Below are 16,238 nucleotides of genomic sequence, written 5' to 3'. Positions count from 1 at the left end.
TCGGCGGAGCGCCGCCGACTCAGCGAAGGGCCACCGACAGCAGTCTGCCGTCGGTGGCCTCTTTGCGTGCGTGCTCGTCGAAATCCGGTGCCGCGCATACGAACAGGGTCCGACCGTCGTCGCCGCCCAGCCCGCACGCGAACACGCCGCTGTCGAAGTCGAGTTGATCGGTGATCCCCTCGCCCTCGACGACACGCACGATCCGGCCGTTGAGCGCGTCGGCCACCCACAACGCGTCGTCGGTGTCGATGGCGCAGCCGTCGGGTGCGACCACGATCTGACCCATCGCGGTCGGGGTGTCGGACATCTCGGGAAGGTCCCCGAACACCGCCCAGTCACGCCGGTCGCCCAGGGTGCCGTCCTCGTGGACGTCGAAGGCGCTGACGCGGTTGGCGATCGTCTCGTCGACGAGGAGGCGTCCGTCGGAGGTCATCGCCATCCCGTTGGGGAAGTACAGGTCCTGTGCCACCACGCGGGAGGACCCGTCCGGCTCCACGAGGATCAGCGACGTCGCCGCGGGGTCGCCGCCGTTCATCAGGTCGAAGCCGAAGTTTCCGACGTAGGCGCGTCCCGTTCCGTCGACGAGCATGTCGTTGAGGTGGTGGGTCACCAGATCCGACAGGTCGGCATGGACCTCGAGGGATCCGTCGGCCTCACGCCGCAGGATGGTGTGGTCGCGCATGGAGACGATCAGCAGACGTCCGTCGGGCAGCCACCCGAGACCGGACGGTTGGTGCGGCACCTGCGCCTCGACCCGGACGTCGGACCCGTCCGCGCGCGACGAGATCACCTGGTGGGTGTAGAAATCCGACACCCACACCCGATCGTCGTGCCATCGCGGGCACTCGAAGTAGGTGTAGTTCTCCAGGACGACGGTGACGTCAGGGGTCATGGATCCGATGCAACCACTTCGGTCGTCGCGCCGGGCGTGTATCCGATGATCGGGGCGATGGTGCTGCGGGCGAAGCCGCGCACGGCGGACGGGTCGGCGAGGTCGACGGCGAGCCCCGGGGCCATGAGATAGGCGAGTCCGAGGTGGACCAGCGCGTCCGCCTGCAGGTCGGGATCGCCGACGGTGATCGACCCGCGCTCGTGGGCGCGCCGCAGGTTCGCCGCGACGGCGTCGAATGCGAGCGACAGCGGTGACGGGTCACCGCCGCACAGTGCGGCGAGGAGTTCCGACCGGTGCTCCCGGGACCGTGTCAGCAGCGGGTCGGCGTCGAGGGCCATGCAGATCGCGAACCCCTCGACCACCTGATCCACCGGGTCACGGACCACCGCGAACCGTTCGACCATCGCGCCGATCACCCTGCCGACCACGCGAGTGAGAGCGGCCTCGAACACAGCGTCCTTGGACGCGAAGCGCCGGAACACCGTGGCCCGTCCGACACCGGCTTCCGCCGCGACGTCGTCGATCGTCGCCTCGCTGGTCCCGCGGCGGGCCACGACCGTGATGGCGGCGTCGAGGATGCGGTCGGCGGTGGGGTCGGGGTCGTCACGGATCGATCCCGCCGCCGCGCCCATCGTCTGGCGCACGGCGCGGGCGAACAGGTCGCCCAGAGGGGCTCCGGGTCGCGTCACGCGGTGATGGTCTCATGCGCGCTCCGACAGCTGTGAGACTATTGCAGCAGTAATCGTCTCAGTCATGTCAGGAGCATCCGTGGACGACGCATTCCCCCTCGATCCCACGACCCCCGTCGTCGTCGGCGTGGGGCAGGTGACCGAGCGGATCGGCGACGACGACTACCGCGCCCGGTCCGAGGCCGACCTCGCCGCAGACGCCGTCAGGGCGGCCCTCGCCGACTGCGGTGTCGACGCCGATCGCGTCGCCGCGTCGGTCGACACCGTCGGGTCGATCCGGTCGTTCGAGTCGTCCAGCCCGCTGTCCTCGTCGCCGTTCGGTCGCCCGGACGTGATGCCCGCCGCCGTGTCACGGCGGGTCGGGATCACCGCCCGTCGGCTGATCGCCGAGGCGGTCGGTGGGCAGAGCCCGCAACACCTGCTGACCGAGCTGGCCGACGAGATCGCAGCGGGCCGCGCAGACACGGTGGTCATCGCGGGCGCCGAGGTGATCTCGACCAAGCGGCACATCGCCGACACCGGTGGCGACAAGCCCGACTGGGCTGAGCACGACGACGTGGCCGTCGAGGACCGTGGATTCGGGATCGCCGGCATCGTCACCGCACAGGAGGCACGCCACGGGCTGCGGGAACCGGTCCTGCAGTACTCGGTGCTCGAGAACGCCCGGCGCGCGCGGACCGGGTCGTCGCGTTCCGACTACGCGCGATCGATGGGCGAACTGTTCGCCCCGTTCTCGGCGGTGGCCGCGAAGAACCCCCATTCGGCGTCGCCGGTGGAGCGCACCGTCGAGGAGATCGCCGAGCCGGGCGGGTCGAACCGCCGCCTCACCGACCCGTACACGCGGTTGATGGTCGCGCGGGACCAGGTGAACCAGGCGGCCGCGGTCGTCGTCATGTCCGTGGGTCGCGCCCGCGAACTCGGTGTGCCCGAGAACCGATGGGTGTTCCTGCACGGTCACTGCGACCTGGTGGAGAAGCCACTGATGCAGCGCCCCGACCTGTCGGCGTCACCGGCGGCCGCGACGTCTGTCACGCATGCGCTCGCAGTCGCGGGCATCGGGCTCGACGATGTGGCGCACCTCGACCTCTACAGCTGCTTCCCGATCGCGGTGTCCGCGGTGTGCGATGCGCTCGACCTCGCACCGGACGATCCGCGCGGGCTGACGGTGACCGGTGGCCTGCCGTACTTCGGTGGGGCGGGCAACGACTACTCGATGCACGCGATCGCCGAGATCGTGGACCGGGTGCGCTCGGAGCCTGGTTCGTTCGGGCTCGTCGGCGCGAACGGCGGTGTCATCAGCAAGTATTCGACGGGTGTCTACTCCACGACGCCCACCGGATGGCGGTCACCGACGAGCGCGGCGGTCCAGGCCGAACTCGACGCGGTGCCGGCGGTCCCCACCGTCGAGCGTGTCGACGGGCCCGCGGTCATCGACTCCTACGTGGTGTCCTACGGCAAGGACGGGCCACGGTCGGCGATCGTCGTCGGACGTGTCGTCGACCGTCACGGTGTGGCCGGCGACCGGTTCATCGCGACCGTCGACCGTGCGGACGACGCGATGATGCGTCACCTCGCGGAGGCCGATCAGCCGATCGGGACGTCGGTCGTCGCGCGCTCGTTCGCCGACGGCAACCGGGTGAGTCTCGACGCCGCGACGATGGACCGGCTGCGGCCTGCGCCCCCGGTCGGTTTCCGCGACGACTACTCCGGGGTGCTGGTCCGTCGCGACGGTCACGTCCTCGAGATCACCATCAACCGACCCGACGCCCGCAACGCCCTCGACCCGACGACGAACGCCGAGCTCGACTCGGTGTTCGACGCCTACCTGGCCGACCCCGACCTGTGGGTCGCCGTCATCACCGGCGCCGGCGACAAGGCGTTCTCGGCGGGCAACGATCTCGCCGCCACCGCCGCGAGCGGTGGCATGGGTCCGGTGCCGTTGAACGGGTTCGGCGGGTTGACGTCTCGCGCGGATCTGGTGAAGCCGGTGATCGCCGCCGTGAACGGTCACGCCCTCGGCGGCGGGTTCGAGATCGCACTGGCCTGCCACATGATCGTCGCCGACGAGACGGCGACGTTCTCGCTGCCCGAGGTGAAGGTCGGTCTCGCCGCACTGATGGGTGGGCTCGTCCGACTGCCGCGGGCACTGCCGCGCTCGGTGGCGATGGAGATGATCCTCACCGGACGGCGGATGCCCGCTGCCGAGGCCCTCGAACGCGACATCGCCAGTCGCGTCGCACCCGCCGGGACGGTGATGGACGTGGCCCGTGACCTCGCAGCCGAGGTGGTGGCGTGCTCACCGACGTCCGTGCGCGCCTCGCTCATCGCGATCGCAGAGACCGAAGGCATCGCCGATCCTGTTGCCGCAGCACGGCACCCGACCACCGCTCTCGACGAACTGATCGTCAGCCAGGACACCCTCGAGGGCATCACGGCATTCGTCGAGAAGCGGCAGCCGGTGTGGAAGGGGCGGTAGCGTGGATCTACGGAGCGATGTACGTGAAGTTGGTGCCGTAGGACTGGGGCGTCCGGACGGGTGCGTTCGGGACATATGTTCCGATGATCAGCTCGCGGAGGCCCGAGCCCGTCGTGATGTCGCGGACCACCCTCTCGCCGGGCTTCGAACCGAACGTGGCGGGGAAGAAGGTCTCGCTGAGGGTGAAGAACACATTCGTGTTGTTCACGCTGAAGTGGACCCGACACCGCGGGTTCTTCGCCCAGCCGGGGCCGTTGCCGGTGAATCCGAATGACGTGATCGTCACGCGGGTGACGGCGCGCTTCGGTGAGCTCAGGCGGATGTTGACGCTGCCACGGCAGAAATCATGGTCGCCGAAAGTTCCGATGTTCGGGCCGATGACGGTGAAGGTGGGTAGGTCTCGCAGCGGCGGCGCGGCACCTGCGGGCGCGGCGACAACCCCTCCGGTGACGGCGGCAGCGGCCACGGCGGTGGCGGCGATGAGTGAGCGGAAACGCGAGCGCATGTGAATCCCCCGAAGATCGTGTGAATGACGAACGAGACCGTACTGTACGGCCGTACGCAGCTGCCATTCGGCTGTCCACAAGGCGGCCTGCGCGTGTCCTTGACAGGGACCTCGCAGTCACATCTGTAACATCCGTCACACGGAATCAGCCGACGCCAGGGAAGTGATCCGTGTGAGAGTGCCTCACGTACCGTCCGTCCTCCGCCCCTCCACGATCGCGCCCCCGAGCGCACGGCCCGCCCGTCCACCGGGCCGACTCCACCGCCACCGTCTGGCCCGGATGTGGCCCGAGGAGGCGGAACGCCTGGTCACGCCATCGGATCTGGCGCTGCTGCAGACCTGACCCACTCGTCGTCGGCGCGACGTGCCAGGCGGCGTATCGCGTCGGCGACGATCGTCGGCCGACTCAGCACGAGCAGGTGACCCGCCGGGCTGATCTCCTCGTAACTCGCGCCCAGCGCCTGCGCATACCGGCGTTGGCGCGCCCGCCAGGCCGAACGCCATCCGCCGCCGTCGCCGAGTGCCGCGAGGACGGTGACCGGTGCGGCGGGTCGGCCACGCTCGGCGCGGAGTGCGTGCAGATCGTCGTCGATGGCGGGGAACGCCGCGTTCTCGACCAGCGTCGCCCGTGCCATGTCGACGCGGGAGAAGACATGGCGGATCCACTGCCGTTGCGACTCGTCGTATCCCTCCGGCGGGCTGGGCACCACCGATGCATGCGCCGCGGGGCCCAGTCGCCCGGGCAGCCCGAGCCGCGCGATCACGTCGGCCGCCCGGTGACAGTTGGCCACCCGCACCCCGGTCGGCACAGCCCGCAGGCCCAGGAGTGTGAACGTGCCGTCGATCATCAGGACCCCCCGGGTCCGCTCCGGCGCGACCAGCGCGAAGGCCTCCGCGTACAGCGACGACATCGAATGTGCCGCGAGGACAACCGGTTCGACGACATCCAGGTGGTCGAGGACCGCGCCCAACCGTGTGACCTCACCGTCGAGGGTCGGCCACTCGTGCCGACCCAGGGCCTCGCTCAGCCCGTAACCGGGACGGTCGTACCGGATGACGGTGAAATCCGGTGCGAGACGGGCGGCGAGGGCGTCGAGATCGAACCAGTTGCTGCCGAGTGCGGCCATGAGCACCACCGGCGGTCCCGACCCGTCGACGACCACGTGCGTCGGGCGTCCGGCGATCTCCACCACCGTGCCCGGCGGACGCGACGTGCTCATCTCGGACGGACCAGGGGGAAGGGCAGCGTCTCCCGGATCGGTCGACCGGTGAGCAGCATGACGATGCGATCGACGCCGAGTCCCAGACCGCCGGTGGGCGGCATCGCATACTCCAGCGCGTCGAGGAACTCCTCGTCGAGTTCCATCGCCTCCGGATCGCCGCCGGCCGCCTTCTCCGACTGCTCGGTGAGGCGCGCCCGCTGCTCGACCGGATCGGTGAGTTCGCTGTAGGCGGTGCCGAGTTCCATCCCCCATGCGACGAGATCCCACCGCTGGGCGACCCCGGGACGCGCCGGGTGCGCGCGGGTGAGAGGCGAGACCGACACGGGGAAGTCGCGGTAGAAGGTGGGGGTCGTGGTGCGGTCCTCGACGAGGTGCTCGTACAGCTCCAGCACCACTTGCCCGGTGTCCCAGTCGGGGTGATGGGCGACACCGAGGCGGTCGGCGATCTCCTGCAGCGCAGTGAGATCCGAACACGGCGTGATCGCGACCGGCTCCCCGAGCTCCGTCGAGGCGGCCTCGGACACGGCCTCGTGGACATCCCGCACGGCCCACATGCCGTCGATGTCGACGCGCTCCATCCCGCCGTCGTCGGTCGGCCGCAGCGCGACCGCCTCGCCGTGCGCCGCGCGTGCCGCCGCCTGGATCATCTCCCGCGCGAGATCCATCATTGTCCGGTAGTCGCCATGCGCCTCGTAGGCCTCGAGCGAGGTGAACTCCGGGTTGTGGGTCGCGTCGGCACCCTCGTTGCGGAAGTTCCGGCCGATCTCGAAGACGCGCTCGACACCACCCACACACAACCGCTTGAGGTAGAGCTCGGGCGCGATCCGCAGGTACAGGTCGAGGTCGTAGGCCTCGATGTGCGTGCGGAACGGGGTCGCGTTGGCGCCGCCGTGAACCCGTTGCAGCACAGGTGTCTCCACCTCGAGGAACCCCCGATCGGCCATCGTCGACCGCAGGGCGCCGACCACGGCGCTGCGCGCCACCAGCATTTCCCGCGCGGTGGTGTCCACGGCCAGGTCGACGTGGCGCAGCCGAACCCGAGTCTCGGGATCCGACAGGCCACTCCACTTGTCCGGCAGCGGATGCAGGCATTTGCCGAGCATCGACCAGCCGTCGCCGAGAACAGACACCTCGCCGGATCGGCTGTGCCCCATCACGCCGGCCACCCGCACGAGATCACCGAGATCGACGGTGGAGGCGAACCGTCCGACCTCGGCGCCGGCGGTCGACCGGTCGAGGACGACCTGCACCGTGCCGGTCCAGTCCCGCACGTCGGCGAACACGACGCTGCCCAGATCGCGGACGCGCAGGACACGACCCGCGACGGCGACCGGGGTGGACGGTGAGGCCGCCCGGGCGTCGACGATGCGGTGGGTCGGCGGATGTGCCGGGGGATAGGGGTCGGTCCCGTCGGCGCGCAGCGCGGACAGCTTGTCCATGCGGACGCGGACCTGCTCGGGTCGCCGAGGTGCCGGCGCGCCTGCCTGGGCTTCGGCCGCGATCGCCGCCACCAGGTCGTCGACGTCGAGGTCCTCGGGGACGGCCCGAGTGGTACCGGCGTACCGGCCGGGGTCGGGGCGTCGGCGCCAGGGGACCGCCACGAACCCTTCGGCGAGCACGGCGGCGAGTCCGGCGCGGACGATCAGTCGCGCGTCGGCGGCACAGAGGAACCGGGGCTCCCAGGTGGGCAGGTACTTCGCGTTCGAGCGGTACAGCGACTCCATCTGCACGAACCGGGAGGCGAACACCAACAGTCCGTGTGCACCACGCATCACCGGACCGGCCCCGATCGCGTCGCCCTGTTCGAACACCGCGCGGAACGCCGCGAAGTTCAACGAGATACGCGAGACACCGAGGTCGGGCGCCTGGGTGGCGAGCTCGGAGACCATCGCCTCGACGACGCCGTTGACGGAGTCGCGATCGCGTCGCATCAGGTCGAGGGAGAGTCCCGCGCGACCCCACGGCACGAAGGACAGCATCCCGACGACGCGTTCCGCCGGCGTCCCCGCGTATTGGATGGCCTCGACGAGGAGACACTGCCCGTCGGACGGATCGCCGAGTCGGCTGAGCGCCATCGCGAACCCGCGTTCCTCGGCCGTGTCGCGCCAGGCGTCGGCGCGGATGGCGACCTGCGCCAGCTCCGCCTCCGACAGCTCTCCGTGGCGCCGGATGCGGATGGAGACCCCGGCGCGCACGGTGCGTGTGATCGCCTGTCGCACACCACGCATCCGCGGGCCGGAGATGCGGTAGCGGCGCGTCTCGATGACGGCCTCGTCACCCATCGTCAACGCCGTCATCCCCGAGTCGATGTAGGCCTGCGCGCCCCGTTCACTCGCCCCCATGGCGCCCGGCGACCAGCCGTAGCGCTCGCACAGCGCGTGGAACTCGGCGATGGCGTCCGGCCAGTGCCGCGGGTCGCCGATCGGGTCACCGGAGGCCAGGCACACACCGAGTTCGACGCGATAGGTGATCACCGCCCGGCCGGACCGCGCGAAGACCGCCGCGATGTCCCGTCGGGTGGAGAAGTACGCCAGCGAGTTCCCCTCGCCGTGGGCGGCGATCAGTGCGCGGATGACGCGCTCGTCGACCGCGGTCACCATTCCCGACAGCCGCTGTGACCGGAACAGGACGACCGCCGCGGTCATCAGGGCCAACGCGCCGAGCAGACCGAGGAGCCCGTTGATGACGCCGTACGAGTGGCGGCCGTCGAAGGTGCGCATGTCCACCGACGCGAACGCGACGACGCGGTTGAACGCGTAGGCGAGGCGCTGCCCGTGTTCGAGGGTGCGCGGGAACGCCTCGACCAGACCCCAGCCGATGGCTGTCGCGGCGAGGAGTCCGCCGCCGAGCACCGCCAGCGCCAACAGGACCGCACCGCGACGGACGCGCGTGAAGAACTGTCGATAGGTGACGAGGAGGAACACGAGGATCAGTGCGTCGATCACGAGTCCGACGGCGATGTTCACCCGGTCGGTCGTCGTGAAGTCGTACCCCGCGGCGATCGACGGGACGAAGTACAGGGCGTTCGTGGCGGCGAAGACCACGAGGTATCCCGTCGTCACCCACCAGGCGATGCGCTTGCGGGCCGACAGGGCGACAGCCACCACGGCGAGCACGAACGCCCACGCGAAACTGGTGTCCGGCATGGAGATGACGTACGCGTCGACCCAGTCGCGGGGGATCGCGATCACGTGCCGGAACGTCGTCGACACACTGCCCACCAGCGACAGCGCCGAGAGCACCCCGGCCACCACCCCGGCCAGATGCGGCGCTCGGCGTACGTCCATGGGCCCTCCTGCCAGCCGCGTCGGCGTTCTCCTCGCGTGCAATCGTGTCAGGTGCACCCCAGCCCCTCCCGCCGAACACGAGGACAGCCGATGAGTTCGACCCCCGACGGCCCGACCCCGGAGATCCCCGAGGTGCCCATCTCCGACGGGACCATCCGCCTCGGACAGTTCCTCAAACTCGCCGGCCTCATCGAGAGCGGGGCCGAGGCCAAGGAGGTGATCGCCGACGGCGAGGTCACCGTCAACGGTGAGGTCGAGACCCGTCGGGGCCGTCAGCTCGTGGTCGGGGACGTCGTGGCGATCGGGGACGTCGCCGTCCGTGTCGGTGGGGGCGGGCAGTTCTAGACTCCCCGTCGTGACCGACAGTTCAGAAACCCCCGTCGTGACCGACCCGGTGTTCACGCCCACCGCCGACCTGGTCGACGAGATCGGCCCCGACGTGCGCAGCTGTGACACCCAGTTCCGCCAGTTCGGCGGGCGACACCAGTTCGCCGGGCCGGTGCGCACCGTCCGCTGTCACCAGGACAACGCACTGCTGAAGTCCGTGCTCGGGACGCCGGGCAACGGCGCGGTCCTGGTGATCGACGGCGGGGGATCGCTGCACACCGCCCTCGTCGGGGACCTCATCGCCGAGCTCGGCCGGTCCAACGGGTGGGCCGGGGTGATCGTCCACGGCGCGATCCGCGACTCCGCGGTGATCGGTGAGATGGACTTCGGGTGCAAGGCGCTCGGGACCAATCCCCGCAAGTCGACGAAGAGCGGCGCGGGTGAGGCCGATGTCGACGTCGCGTTCGGCGGCGTGACGTTCCGGCCCGGTGACGTCGTCCACAGCGACGACGACGGGATCGTGGTCCTGTCGGGGTCCTGACCTTCAGTCTTTCGCGCCCGCGGGGTTCGGCCTACACTCGTGGACTGACAACGCGCATTGTCAGATGCGCATCCCGTCTCGACGAGGAGTTCTCCGATGGGCCGACCCGATCGCGCGACGTTCGACCGCCTGCGTCAGCTGATCGCCATCGACCGCCATGACACACGCCCCACCCGGCCTGTGCTCGAGGCGTTCACCGGTGAGGAGATGACCACCATCCCGGTGGGGACCGCCGAGGACCTGCAGCTCGCGGTGAACCGCGCCCGCGCCGCACAGTCCCGCTGGGCCGATCGGACCCCGGAGGAGCGGGCCGCCGTGATGTCGCGCTTCGCCGACCTCGTGTTCGCGCGCCGCGTCGAGCTGATGGACATGGCCCAGGCCGAGACCGGGAAGGCACGGTCGTACGCCCAGGAGGAGGTCGTCGACGTCGCGCTGACCGCACGCCACTACGCCGCGACCGGTCCGAAGACGCTCAAGGCCCGCCGCGTGAAGGGCATGATCCCCGGTGCCACCGACGTCCGCGTCCGGTACCAGCCGAAGGGTGTGGTCGGCATCATCTCGCCGTGGAACTACCCGCTGACGCTCGCCGCGTCCGACGCGGTCGCGGCGCTCGTCGCCGGCAACGCCGTCGTGATCAAGCCCGACAGCCAGACGCCGTACTGCGCCCTGTCGGTCGCGGAGTTGCTCTACGAGGCCGGCCTCGAGCCTGAGCTGTTCGCCGTCGTGCCCGGACCCGGCACGGTCGTCGGGACGGCGCTCGTCGAATCGGCCGACTACCTGATGTTCACCGGTTCCTCGCAGACCGGTGCGACGCTCGCGTCTCAGGCCGGTCGACGTCTGATCGGCTTCTCCGCCGAACTCGGCGGCAAGAACCCGATGATCGTCACCGCCAACGCGAACGTCGACCGCGCGGTCCAGGGTGCGGCCCGTGCCTGCTACTCGAACTCCGGCCAGCTCTGCATCTCCATCGAGCGGCTCTACGTCGAGAAGCCGATCGCCGCGGAGTTCACCCGTAAGTTCGCCGACCACGTCGCGAACATGACGGTCGCCCCGGTCTACGACTTCAGCGCCGACATGGGCTCGCTCGCCTCGCAGGCGCAGGTGGACACCGTCGACGCGCACGTCAAGGATGCCGTCGAGCGGGGCGCGACCGTCCTCGCCGGCGGCCGCAAGCTCGACGAGGTCGGGCCCTTCTTCTACGCCCCGACCGTGCTGGCAAACGTTGACGAGCAGATGCAGTGCTTCAGCTCGGAGACCTTCGGTCCGCTGGTCTCGATATACGAGGTCGACTCGGTCGACGAGGCGGTGAAGCTGGCCAACGACACCGAGTACGGCCTGAACGCCAGCATCTTCGCCGGCTCGACCGCGGAGGCGCGAGCGATCGGTGCGCAGCTGCACGTCGGCACGGTGAACATCAACGAGGGCTACGCCGCCGCGTGGGGTTCGACCGCCGCGCCGATGGGCGGCATGGGCATCTCGGGTGTCGGGCGCCGCCACGGCACCGAGGGCATCCTCAAGTACACCGAGCCGCAGACCATCGCCGCGCAGCGCGTGATCGGGATCGACGGCATCCGCGGCGTCCCGCGGTCGCTGTTCCTGAAGCTCGTCCCGGCCTCGATGAAGCTGCTGCGTTTCCTGCCCGGTCGCTGACCGCAGGTCCACAACCGACACCGCCGGGTCTCGGCGCGTGCCCAGTGCACGCGCCGATGCTCAGCGGTGTTCTCTGTGGTGGCCGACGAGCGGCAGGAACACCTCGTCGACGATGTCCTCGATCGTCTCGCGATCGACCGGGGCGACGAACACCATCTCGTTGCGCAGGAGATCCAGCGGTAGTGACAGGATCCGCGGACTCACTGCGGCAGTGGGGATCTCACCGCGGTCGGCAGCCCGTTCGAGCAGGGTCGCGGTGAACGGCGGTGCGCCACGGATGATGGCGTTGCGCAGATCGACGAGCTGCGTGCCGGTCTCCTCGAAGTACGCCGACAGCCGGACGGTCATGATCGCGATGACGTCCTTGCGTTGGCGTCCGAACGCCTCCAACAGAGCGACGAGGTCGCCTCGGAGGGTGCCCGTGTCGGGGAGGTCGACGGGGTTGTTCTCGTAGAAGTGATGGATCGCCGCGCGGACCAGATCCGCCTTGGTCGGCCACCGCCGATAGACGACGGGCCGGGACGTCCCCGCCCTGCCGGCGACGCCCTCGAACGTCATCGCGGCGTAGCCCACGGCGGCGAGCTCGTCCCACGCGGCCTCGAGCAGGGCCTCCTCGAGCTCTGCGCCGCGGCGTCGGGTCTTCCCGCGTTCAAGATCCACTTGTGCATCCTATCTCGGCGGTCTACCGTCGCCGTGAGTACACGGACGTATCTTAAAGGGGATGCCATGACGACCACCTCCGTCGACGCCGCGCCGCCGACCTCACCCGGCCTCGACCCACGGGTCGTCCGGATCGCTCTCGCGGTCGTCGCGGGCGGGATCGCGGTCATCTTCGACGCCACGATCGTCAGCATCGCGCTGCGCGACCTCACCGCCGACCTGCACGCGTCGCTGGCCACCATCCAGTGGGTCAGCACCGCCTACCTCCTGGCGATGTTCGTCGCGATCCCGCCGACGGGATGGCTCCAGGACCGGGTGGGCGGCAAGCGCCTCTGGATCTGCGCGCTCGGAGTGTTCATGCTCGGCTCGATCCTCTGTGCCGTCGCATGGGATGCGCCGAGCCTCATCGCTTTCCGCGTCCTCCAAGGCCTCGGCGGTGGCGTCATGATGCCCCTGATGATGACGCTCATCATGCAGGCCGCCCACGGTCAGAGCATGGGGCGGCTGATGGCCCTCGTGGGACTCCCGGCGGCATTGGGTCCGATCCTCGGGCCCGTGATCGGCGGAGTGATCCTGCACTGGCTGACCTGGCCGTGGCTCTTCGCGGTGAACGTGCCGCTCTGCCTGGTCGGGGCGGTGCTCGCGTGGCGGATCCTGCCCGCCGACGGCCCCGCCGCGCAGCCTCGGCGGACGCTGGACGCGGTGGGTCTGACGCTGATCGTCCCCGGTCTCGTCGGGGTGATCTTCGGGCTGAGCAACGTCAGCAAGAGCGGAGGATTCGGACGGGACGACGTGTGGATCCCGATCGTCGCCGGCCTGGCGCTCATCGTCGCCTTCGTCGGCTGGGTTCCTGTGTGTTCGTCAAGCCGACCCGGTGTTCGAATGGGTGGTGAGGGTGGGGGAGGGAAGCCCTTGCTCTCACCACCCGTCCGAGGGCGATGAACCGCAGGTCGGCGGGTCAGATCTGAACGGCGAAGCGGCGGCGTATGGCCTCGATGAGCCTGCGGACGTCGTGGAGCTCTTTGATACGTCGCCTGGTCTCGAGATAGCCGCCGGCGAGTGTCTGCAATCTGTCGACTTCGTTGACGAGATCGTCCGCGGCCCGTTCGAGTTCGGCGATGAAGTACTGCGCTTGCAGTACGTCGGGATCAACTATCGCCATTGAGCTCACGCTAGCTGGTCCGCGGTCGGCCGACCTGGCTACGGGGTCACTCCGTGGCGGCGCCGGTGCAGCACACGCCACCACCGTTGGGGTCATCGGTGAGCAGCTGTGGGCTGGTGCCGAAGGTGTTGGAGTCGGCGAGGACGGTGTAGACCTCCCACTTCTCCTGCGCGGGCCCGGTGACCCACACCTTGTCCTGGGTCGCGAAGCAGCAGGTGGTGCCGATTTCCTCGTCGGTGAACAGCCCTTCGTCGGTGAGTCGAGCGATCTCGGCGTGCACGGTGGCGCTGGAGTCGACCTCGACGCCGAGGTGATTGATGGTGCCGCCCTTGCCGGGGTTCTCCATCAGGACCAGCTTGAGCGGCGGCTCTGCGACGGCGAAGTTGGCGTAGCCGGGCTTGAGTTTCGCGGGCTGGGTGTTGAACAGTTTCGAGTAGAACTCGACCGCCTGATCCAGGTCGTCGACGTTGAGGGCGAGTTGCATACGGGACATGATGAGAACCTCCACCGGTTAGACATACATCGAATTAACGAACTGAGCCCAGCGTGCCTACCCCTTCGACATATGTCAAGAGCGTTGGTAGTGTCGGGTCATGCCCAAGACGTTGCCCGTCATCGACATGACCGCACCGATCTGCTGTGCGCCGGTCTCTGCTGCCGCACTTGATGATGACGGGGCACTCGAGATTGCGTTGCGGCTCAAGGCGTTGGCCGATCCTGTCCGGATCAAGCTGATGTCGCTACTGCTCACCACCGAGGCCGGCGAGGTCTGCACGTGTGACCTGGCGGCCGCGGTGGGGTTATCGGAGGCGACGACGAGCCATCACCTGGGGCAGTTGAAGAAGGCGGGCATGGTCCGACCGGAACGCCGTGGGATGAACGTCTTCTACTCAGCGCACACCGATGCGCTACAAGCACTTCGGGGTGTACTCGACCCGAACTGCTGCGTCTGACTCATCGCCTCGGTGCGAGTAGGGCGCGTGCGGTGCGCCCGACTCCGATGAGGGTGGCCGAGGCCGGCCCGGTCCAGTCGCCGTACCCGAGGAACATCATCGTGGGGTCATCGACCAGGTGGTTGTCGACGACCGGATAGCGGCCGTGTTCGGCATGGACCTCTCCGCGCAGGTGTCGGAGTGCGGGCCGAAAACCGGTGCACCAGATGATCGCATCCACCTTTTCTTCGACGCCGTCGATGACGACTCCGCTGGCGGTGAGGTGGGTCAACATCGGGTGGGCGGTGAGATCGCCGCGGTCTCGGGCGGCCCGTACTGACGGCACGGCCACGATGTCACCGAGCCCTCCGACACCCCCGTCCGATGGCTGGCCGGCGGCGATGGCGGCAGCGTGCTCGGAGGCGACGGTGAACAGGACCCGGCCGTCGACATCGTCGGGCAGGAACCGGGGTGGGCGGGGCGTGCACCACAGCGTGTCGGCGGTCCCGGTGAGGTCGGCGACGATCTGGGCGGCGGAGTTACCGCCACCGACAACCGCGACCCGCTGACCGGTGAACGGCTCCGGTGACCGGTAGTTGACCGTGTGTAGCTGGCGGCCCCGGAATGCGTTGATGCCGGGGTAGAGCGGCCAGAACGGTTGCCGCCAGGTGCCGGTGGCGTTGATGACCCGTGACGCGACCCAGTCAACTCCATCGGTGTGCACGTGGAAGTGGTCGTCGCCTTCGCGGGTGACCGTCGAGACGGTCACGGGGCGCTCGACGGGAAGCCGGTAACGCTGCTCGTAACGAGTCAGGTAGTCGACCACGTGCGTCGCGGGGGGAAACCCGTTGCGGTAGGGCGGCATCGGCCATCCGGGCAGCGACGAGTACTCGGCGGGTGAGAACAGCGTCAGCGAACGCCAGTAGTGCTGCCACGACCCACCTGGTGCGGGGTTGTCATCGAGGATGACGAACTCGAGGTCAGTTCGGCGCAGGTAGTAGCCGGCCGCGAGACCGGCTTGGCCACCGCCGATGACGACGACGTCGACGGTTCGGGTCAAGCGGTCGTGAGGCGGGTGTGCAGGTCGCGGACGCGGGCGGCGATGTCGTCGCGGACCAGGCGCATCCGCTCCATCCCTTCGATGCCGCGTGTCGACGGTTCGTCGGTGTCCCAGTTCTCGTACACCGGGCCGTCGACGTGATTCACGGTCGCTTCGCGGCCCAGGGTGATGACGTAGTCCATCCGCGCCATCAACTGCGGGTCGATGGGTTTCGGGTGTTCGGCGGTGATGTCGACACCGACCTCGAGGAGCGACTCCGCCGATTGCGCGTTGATTGCTGTCCCGGGCTTTGTGCCCGCGGAACGTACTTCGACGGTGTCGCCGGCCTCCTTGGCCATGAGGCCGGCCGCCATCTGCGACTTGCCGCCGTTTTTCACACACACGAACAACACGCTGGGGGTGCTCATCGGGTGGCCGCCTGCGCCGGAACGAGTTCGGCGATCAAGTCTTCGATACGACCGCGGATCTCATCGCGGATCGGACGGACCGCCTCGGCACCCTTACCGGCGGGGTCGGGGAGGTCCCAGTCGCGGTAGCTGACCCCGGGAAACACCGGGCACGCGTCGCCGCAGCCCATGGTGATCACGACGTCGGAGGTTTCCACGGCGTCAGGGGTGAGGATCTTCGGGGCCTGGGTCGAGATGTCGATCCCGACCTCGGCCATCGCCGCCACCGCGGCGGTGTTGATGGTCTCGGCCGGGGCGCTGCCGGCGGAGCGGACCTCGATCGCGTCGCCGGCTAGGGCAGCGAGGAAACCGGCGGCCATCTGCGATCGGCCGGCGTTGTGCACGCACACGAACAGCACGCTGGGTGTGTCAGACATCATCGGTGACT

General features: G+C 69.2%; 17 protein-coding genes. 6 read left to right on the top strand and 11 right to left on the bottom strand.

What is annotated here, in order from left to right:
- Nucleotides 1–19 precede the first annotated feature (19 nt).
- Nucleotides 20–892 (bottom strand): SMP-30/gluconolactonase/LRE family protein, encoded by an 873-nt coding sequence (locus tag ACXVUM_RS06895; RefSeq protein ID WP_458521089.1) that lies wholly within the window; start codon nt 890–892, stop codon nt 20–22.
- Complete coding sequence (locus tag ACXVUM_RS06890) at nt 889–1,581, bottom strand: TetR/AcrR family transcriptional regulator (RefSeq protein WP_458521088.1); 693 nt, start codon at nt 1,579–1,581, stop codon at nt 889–891. The genes ACXVUM_RS06895 and ACXVUM_RS06890 overlap by 4 nt, the downstream gene beginning before the upstream one ends.
- Nucleotides 1,582–1,645: 64 nt before the next feature.
- Between ACXVUM_RS06890 and ACXVUM_RS06885 the strand changes: the two genes are divergently transcribed.
- Nucleotides 1,646–4,057: an acetyl-CoA acetyltransferase gene (locus ACXVUM_RS06885; protein ID WP_458521087.1), complete on the top strand. Its 2,412-nt coding sequence runs from the start codon at nt 1,646–1,648 to the stop codon at nt 4,055–4,057.
- Nucleotides 4,058–4,064: 7 nt separating this feature from the next.
- Here the strand turns inward: ACXVUM_RS06885 and ACXVUM_RS06880 are convergent, their stop codons facing one another.
- The 3 genes from ACXVUM_RS06880 to lysX all read right to left on the bottom strand — a co-directional run bounded on the left by ACXVUM_RS06880 (nt 4,065) and on the right by lysX (nt 9,072).
- A complete protein-coding gene (locus ACXVUM_RS06880; RefSeq protein ID WP_458521086.1) occupies nt 4,065–4,562 on the bottom strand; it encodes an enoyl-CoA hydratase in 498 nt (165 codons plus the stop codon).
- 308 nt (nt 4,563–4,870) lie between these two features.
- Entirely contained in the window at nt 4,871–5,782 is a 912-nt protein-coding gene (locus tag ACXVUM_RS06875) for an alpha/beta fold hydrolase (protein WP_458521085.1), read from the bottom strand.
- Nucleotides 5,779–9,072, bottom strand: a complete 3,294-nt coding sequence (gene lysX / locus ACXVUM_RS06870; RefSeq protein WP_458521084.1) for a bifunctional lysylphosphatidylglycerol synthetase/lysine--tRNA ligase LysX — start codon at nt 9,070–9,072, stop codon at nt 5,779–5,781. The genes ACXVUM_RS06875 and lysX overlap by 4 nt, the downstream gene beginning before the upstream one ends.
- A gap of 90 nt (nt 9,073–9,162) precedes the next feature.
- Between lysX and ACXVUM_RS06865 the strand changes: the two genes are divergently transcribed.
- The 3 genes from ACXVUM_RS06865 (at nt 9,163) to ACXVUM_RS06855 (ending at nt 11,590) form a co-directional block, all read left to right on the top strand.
- A complete protein-coding gene (locus tag ACXVUM_RS06865) occupies nt 9,163–9,417 on the top strand; it encodes an RNA-binding S4 domain-containing protein (RefSeq protein WP_458521083.1) in 255 nt (84 codons plus the stop codon).
- Between the two features lie 37 nt (nt 9,418–9,454).
- Nucleotides 9,455–9,940, top strand: a complete 486-nt coding sequence (rraA, locus tag ACXVUM_RS06860; RefSeq protein WP_458522808.1) for a ribonuclease E activity regulator RraA — start codon at nt 9,455–9,457, stop codon at nt 9,938–9,940.
- A 96-nt stretch (nt 9,941–10,036) separates the two neighbouring features.
- Nucleotides 10,037–11,590: a succinic semialdehyde dehydrogenase gene (locus tag ACXVUM_RS06855; RefSeq protein ID WP_458521082.1), complete on the top strand. Its 1,554-nt coding sequence runs from the start codon at nt 10,037–10,039 to the stop codon at nt 11,588–11,590.
- Nucleotides 11,591–11,650: 60 nt separating this feature from the next.
- Here ACXVUM_RS06855 and ACXVUM_RS06850 read toward each other — a convergent pair whose 3' ends face one another.
- On the bottom strand, nt 11,651–12,250 hold the full coding sequence (locus tag ACXVUM_RS06850) for a TetR/AcrR family transcriptional regulator (RefSeq protein ID WP_458521081.1): 600 nt from the start codon (nt 12,248–12,250) through the stop codon (nt 11,651–11,653).
- A 66-nt stretch (nt 12,251–12,316) separates the two neighbouring features.
- Between ACXVUM_RS06850 and ACXVUM_RS06845 the strand changes: the two genes are divergently transcribed.
- Nucleotides 12,317–13,192, top strand: coding sequence for an MFS transporter (locus ACXVUM_RS06845; protein ID WP_458521080.1), 876 nt, complete (start codon nt 12,317–12,319; stop codon nt 13,190–13,192).
- Nucleotides 13,193–13,208: 16 nt separating this feature from the next.
- Here ACXVUM_RS06845 and ACXVUM_RS06840 read toward each other — a convergent pair whose 3' ends face one another.
- Nucleotides 13,209–13,412 carry a hypothetical protein gene (locus ACXVUM_RS06840; protein ID WP_458521079.1) on the bottom strand — a complete coding sequence of 68 codons (204 nt, stop codon included), beginning with the start codon at nt 13,410–13,412 and terminating at the stop codon, nt 13,209–13,211.
- A 46-nt stretch (nt 13,413–13,458) separates the two neighbouring features.
- Nucleotides 13,459–13,905 (bottom strand): ArsI/CadI family heavy metal resistance metalloenzyme, encoded by a 447-nt coding sequence (locus ACXVUM_RS06835; RefSeq protein ID WP_458521078.1) that lies wholly within the window; start codon nt 13,903–13,905, stop codon nt 13,459–13,461.
- Nucleotides 13,906–14,005: 100 nt separating this feature from the next.
- Between ACXVUM_RS06835 and ACXVUM_RS06830 the strand changes: the two genes are divergently transcribed.
- Entirely contained in the window at nt 14,006–14,365 is a 360-nt protein-coding gene (locus ACXVUM_RS06830; protein ID WP_458521077.1) for an Rv2640c family ArsR-like transcriptional regulator, read from the top strand.
- A 1-nt stretch (nt 14,366) separates the two neighbouring features.
- On the opposite strand, the gene ACXVUM_RS06825 is transcribed toward ACXVUM_RS06830, so the two are convergent.
- The 3 genes from ACXVUM_RS06825 to ACXVUM_RS06815 are packed head-to-tail and all read right to left on the bottom strand — an operon-like array spanning nt 14,367 to nt 16,227.
- Entirely contained in the window at nt 14,367–15,404 is a 1,038-nt protein-coding gene (locus tag ACXVUM_RS06825) for an ArsO family NAD(P)H-dependent flavin-containing monooxygenase (protein WP_458521076.1), read from the bottom strand.
- Nucleotides 15,401–15,811 (bottom strand): arsenate-mycothiol transferase ArsC, encoded by a 411-nt coding sequence (locus tag ACXVUM_RS06820; protein ID WP_458521075.1) that lies wholly within the window; start codon nt 15,809–15,811, stop codon nt 15,401–15,403. The genes ACXVUM_RS06825 and ACXVUM_RS06820 overlap by 4 nt, the downstream gene beginning before the upstream one ends.
- Nucleotides 15,808–16,227, bottom strand: a complete 420-nt coding sequence (locus ACXVUM_RS06815) for an arsenate reductase ArsC (protein WP_458522807.1) — start codon at nt 16,225–16,227, stop codon at nt 15,808–15,810. Before ACXVUM_RS06815 ends, ACXVUM_RS06820 begins: the two co-directional genes overlap by 4 nt.
- Nucleotides 16,228–16,238 lie beyond the last annotated feature (11 nt).

The organism is Williamsia sp. SKLECPSW1, from assembly GCF_054332755.1.
This window is presented reverse-complemented; position numbering and strand designations above follow the sequence as displayed.

Coding starts and splice junctions, on each gene's coding strand:
- ACXVUM_RS06880 (WP_458521086.1), bottom strand. CDS start 4,562: ATGCGCTCGCGTTTCCGCTCACTCATCGCCGCCACCGCCGTGGCCGCT.
- ACXVUM_RS06855 (WP_458521082.1), top strand. CDS start 10,037: ATGGGCCGACCCGATCGCGCGACGTTCGACCGCCTGCGTCAGCTGATC.
- ACXVUM_RS06885 (WP_458521087.1), top strand. CDS start 1,646: ATGTCAGGAGCATCCGTGGACGACGCATTCCCCCTCGATCCCACGACC.
- ACXVUM_RS06875 (WP_458521085.1), bottom strand. CDS start 5,782: ATGAGCACGTCGCGTCCGCCGGGCACGGTGGTGGAGATCGCCGGACGC.
- ACXVUM_RS06895 (WP_458521089.1), bottom strand. CDS start 892: ATGACCCCTGACGTCACCGTCGTCCTGGAGAACTACACCTACTTCGAG.
- ACXVUM_RS06865 (WP_458521083.1), top strand. CDS start 9,163: ATGAGTTCGACCCCCGACGGCCCGACCCCGGAGATCCCCGAGGTGCCC.
- ACXVUM_RS06830 (WP_458521077.1), top strand. CDS start 14,006: ATGCCCAAGACGTTGCCCGTCATCGACATGACCGCACCGATCTGCTGT.
- ACXVUM_RS06815 (WP_458522807.1), bottom strand. CDS start 16,227: ATGTCTGACACACCCAGCGTGCTGTTCGTGTGCGTGCACAACGCCGGC.
- ACXVUM_RS06835 (WP_458521078.1), bottom strand. CDS start 13,905: ATGTCCCGTATGCAACTCGCCCTCAACGTCGACGACCTGGATCAGGCG.
- ACXVUM_RS06840 (WP_458521079.1), bottom strand. CDS start 13,412: ATGGCGATAGTTGATCCCGACGTACTGCAAGCGCAGTACTTCATCGCC.
- ACXVUM_RS06845 (WP_458521080.1), top strand. CDS start 12,317: ATGACGACCACCTCCGTCGACGCCGCGCCGCCGACCTCACCCGGCCTC.
- lysX (WP_458521084.1), bottom strand. CDS start 9,072: ATGGACGTACGCCGAGCGCCGCATCTGGCCGGGGTGGTGGCCGGGGTG.
- ACXVUM_RS06820 (WP_458521075.1), bottom strand. CDS start 15,811: ATGAGCACCCCCAGCGTGTTGTTCGTGTGTGTGAAAAACGGCGGCAAG.